Annotated in this window: 2 protein-coding genes; one reads left to right on the top strand and one right to left on the bottom strand. The window is 75.7% G+C overall.

Annotated features, from left to right (window positions below):
- Positions 1-184 precede the first annotated feature (184 nt).
- Positions 185-862: a CPBP family intramembrane glutamic endopeptidase gene (locus tag EF903_RS31435; protein ID WP_260616180.1), complete on the top strand. Its 678-nt coding sequence runs from the start codon at positions 185-187 to the stop codon at positions 860-862.
- A gap of 7 nt (positions 863-869) precedes the next feature.
- On the opposite strand, the gene EF903_RS31440 is transcribed toward EF903_RS31435, so the two are convergent.
- Positions 870-2,477 (bottom strand): alpha/beta-hydrolase family protein, encoded by a 1,608-nt coding sequence (locus tag EF903_RS31440; RefSeq protein WP_125548381.1) that lies wholly within the window; start codon positions 2,475-2,477, stop codon positions 870-872.
- Between the last annotated feature and the right edge of the window lie 96 nt (positions 2,478-2,573).

Below are 2,573 nucleotides of genomic sequence, written 5' to 3' on the forward strand. Positions count from 1 at the left end.
CCGGTAGCGTGGGCCGGGGGCCGGGCCCGGGAGACCGGGCCGCACCCCGGCCGGAACGAAGGGCGGAACACGCATGCCCTGCCTCGACCCCGGTGGCGCCGACCGGCGCGAGGGCCGGGGGGCCCGTACCGGAAACGGAACGCCGCGGGGGCGGTGGCGCGGAACGCTCGGCACCTGGCCTGCGGTGGGGCTCGTGCTGGCCGTGCTCGCCGCCGCCAACGCCGCCGCGCACCTGGGGCCCGGCGGAGCCGCGGTGCGCACGGCGGCGGCCCTCGCCGTCACCGCGCTGCTGCTCGGGGTGCTGCGCTGGGCCGGCGGGACGTGGGCGGATGCGGGCCTGGCGCGCTGCACGCTGGCCCGAGGCGCCCGGTGGGCGCTGGCCCTGGTCGGGATCGTCGCCGCCGTGTACCTCGTCGCGGCGCTGCTGCCGGCCGGCCGGGCCCTGTTCGAGGACCGGCGGTACGCGGGGATGGACGGCGGTGGGCTGGCGCTGCGGATCCTCGTCCTGGTGCCCGTCGGCACCGTCCTGGTGGAGGAGACGGCCTTCCGCGGCGTCCTCTACGGCCTGGTGCGGCGGGCCCGCGGGGCGGTGTGGGCGACCGCCGTGTCGAGCCTGCTGTTCGGCCTGTGGCACGTGCTGCCCTCCCTGGGCCTGGCGTCCGCCAAACCCGCCCTGGGCAGCGTGTTCGGCGGCTCCGGGGCGGGCGCCGCCCTCGCCGTGCTGTCGGCCGTCCTCTTCACCGCGGCGGCGGGCGTGCTGTTCTGCGAGCTGCGGCGGCGCAGCGGCAGTCTGCTCGCCCCGCTGGGCCTGCACTGGGCGGTCAACGCCCTCGGGTACCTGGCCGGGTTCCTGCTGCGCTGACCCGGCCCTACCCGCTGTCCGGCCGGACGACGGCGCGGAGGCGGTCGAGGTCCTGCGCCGTGATCCCCTCGGGCCGCATGACGGCGTTCCACCCGTCGACGTACGCGGTCTTGTAGGTGTGGCCGTGGCCGTCCGGGACGCCCGTGGAGAACGGCAGGTCTGCCGTGACCTGCCAGAACGTCACGAAGGGCAGCCAGACCATCTCCTCCAGCACGTCGTCGCCGGGGGCCTGGCCGATCCAGTCGGGTTCGGTGAGGGCCAGCGACGGGCTCCACCAGACGATCGGGTCGGAGGGGTTCATCAGGTAGAGCACCCGCGCCCCCTCCCACGGCCGGTCCGCGGGGGGCATGCCGGCGGCCGGGTCGCCGGTGAACCGGACGGTCCGCCCGTCCTTGTAGACGGGCTGGATCTCCGGGCTGGCCGGGTCCCGCTGGTCGCTGAACTCGCGGAAGAGCGTGTTGAAGTTGGGCGGGCCCGCGAAGAGGGTGCCTGCGGTGCGGTTGCGCAGGTCGTACTCGCCGCTGAAGGCGGTCTCCCCGCCGAACGACCCCAGGCTCTCGCCCGCGACGAACAGCCGCGGCCGCTGCTCCGGCGGCAGCTTCGACCAGACGTCGTAGACGGCGTCGAAGAGCTCCCGGCCGGCTTGGCGCGCCTTGGACTGGTCGACGAGGTAGGACAGCCAGGACGGCAGGTAGGAATACTGCATCGCCACGGTCGCCGCGTCGCCGGCGCCGAGGTACTCGAAGGTGTCCACGGCGGCGGGATCGACCCATCCGCTTCCCGTCGTGGTCATCACGAGCAGGTTCTCCCGCTCGAAGCCGCCGGCGCGGCGCAGGTCCGTGACGGCCCGCTCCGCCCGGCTCTCCGCGTCGTCGGCGGTCGCCAGGCCCGCGTACGCACGGACCGGCTCCATCGCCTCGCGGCCGGCGAACGCACCGATCTGCTCGGCGGTCGGACCGCTGCCGGTGAAGGCCCGCCCCTCACGGCCGAGGGTGTCCCACGGCACGAGGGAGCCCGGTCCGCCGGAGCGCAGGACCGACACCGGCCGGCTGACGCCCTCGGGCGTCTCGGTGTCGCGCACCGAGAAGGCCTCGTTCGCCGCGTTCACGAAGCCGCCCAGCAGCACCCCGCTGAACACCGACCACGCCAGGGCGGCCACCGCCAGCCAGCCGACCACCCGCGCCGCACGCGGGCCGATCCACCGCCCGAGCAGCCGGGCGGCCGCGTGGTAGAGGCGGCGGAGCCCGCGTCCGACGACCAGCAGGACCAGGAAGACGGCTGCCGCGACGAACGGGCAGGCGACGGTGGCGGCCGCGCTGTACTCGGTGACCCCCATGAGCTGCCGGATGCGGTGCTGCCAGTACTGGCCGAGCCCGAAGGCGAGCCCGAACAGGATCACCGCACACACCGCGAAGACGAGCCAGGACCGGCGCGAGGGGGTCCGCGGATCCCGGTCGGCGAAGGCCCGCCACACGAAGGCGGCCAGCACGCCGAGCCCGTACCCGATGGCCGCGCTGATTCCGGCGACGACGCCTTGGAGCACGCCCCCGCGGGGAAGCAGTGACGGGGTGAAGGACAGGCAGGCCAGGGCGAGCGCGCCCCAGCAGCCGGGCAGTGCGGCCCGGAACCGGCGCCGGACTCAGCGCGGCCGTCGGGTACGGGCTCGGCGTGCTGGCCGCCTTCGTGTGGCGGGCCTTCGCCGACCGGGATC

Source organism: Streptomyces sp. WAC05292, from assembly GCF_003949955.1.
Taxonomy (GTDB): Bacteria; Actinomycetota; Actinomycetes; order Streptomycetales; family Streptomycetaceae; genus Streptomyces; species Streptomyces globosus.